Origin of the sequence: Massilia sp. CT11-108 (assembly GCF_047302915.1) — a bacterium.
GTDB classification, from domain to species: Bacteria; Pseudomonadota; Gammaproteobacteria; order Burkholderiales; family Burkholderiaceae_D; genus Telluria; species Telluria orientalis.
This window is the reverse complement of sequence record NZ_JBKYMO010001312.1, coordinates 1-383: the sequence shown is the minus strand read 5'-3', so window position 1 is coordinate 383 and position 383 is coordinate 1. Positions and strand designations below refer to the sequence as shown.

Sequence of the window (383 nt, the reverse complement as noted above, 5' to 3'; positions counted from 1 at the left end):
AGCAGCGCGAGCAGCTGAGCCAGCACCGCATGCGCGGACACGATGAGGGCGAGCGGCCGTAGGCGTTTCCCTCTAAATACTTGGAGATAATGACATTACAATGGGTGTTGTCTTTACTACGCGGTGCCGCGTCATCCCATTCCCGATGTCCAAGCCTTTACTCCATTTCACCCACGGGAACAGCTACCCGTCCGGTTCGTACGGCCGCCTGCTGGACGAGTTGCGCCGCGATTTCGACGTGCGGACGACGGACATGCTGGGCCACGATCCGCGCTTTCCCGTGCGCGACAACTGGCACACGCTGATCGACGAGCTGATCGCGCAGCTCGAGGGGTACGGCCGGCCGGCGATCCTCGTCGGCCATTCGCTGGGCGGCCGTACCC

At 63.2% G+C, this 383-nt stretch carries 1 protein-coding gene; it reads left to right on the top strand.

Annotation, left to right across the window (positions count from 1 at the left end; all coding sequences use genetic code 11):
- Positions 1–145 precede the first annotated feature (145 nt).
- The coding region (locus tag ACEN88_RS34560) for an alpha/beta fold hydrolase (protein WP_413346916.1) at positions 146–383 on the top strand (238 nt) is incomplete at its 3' end.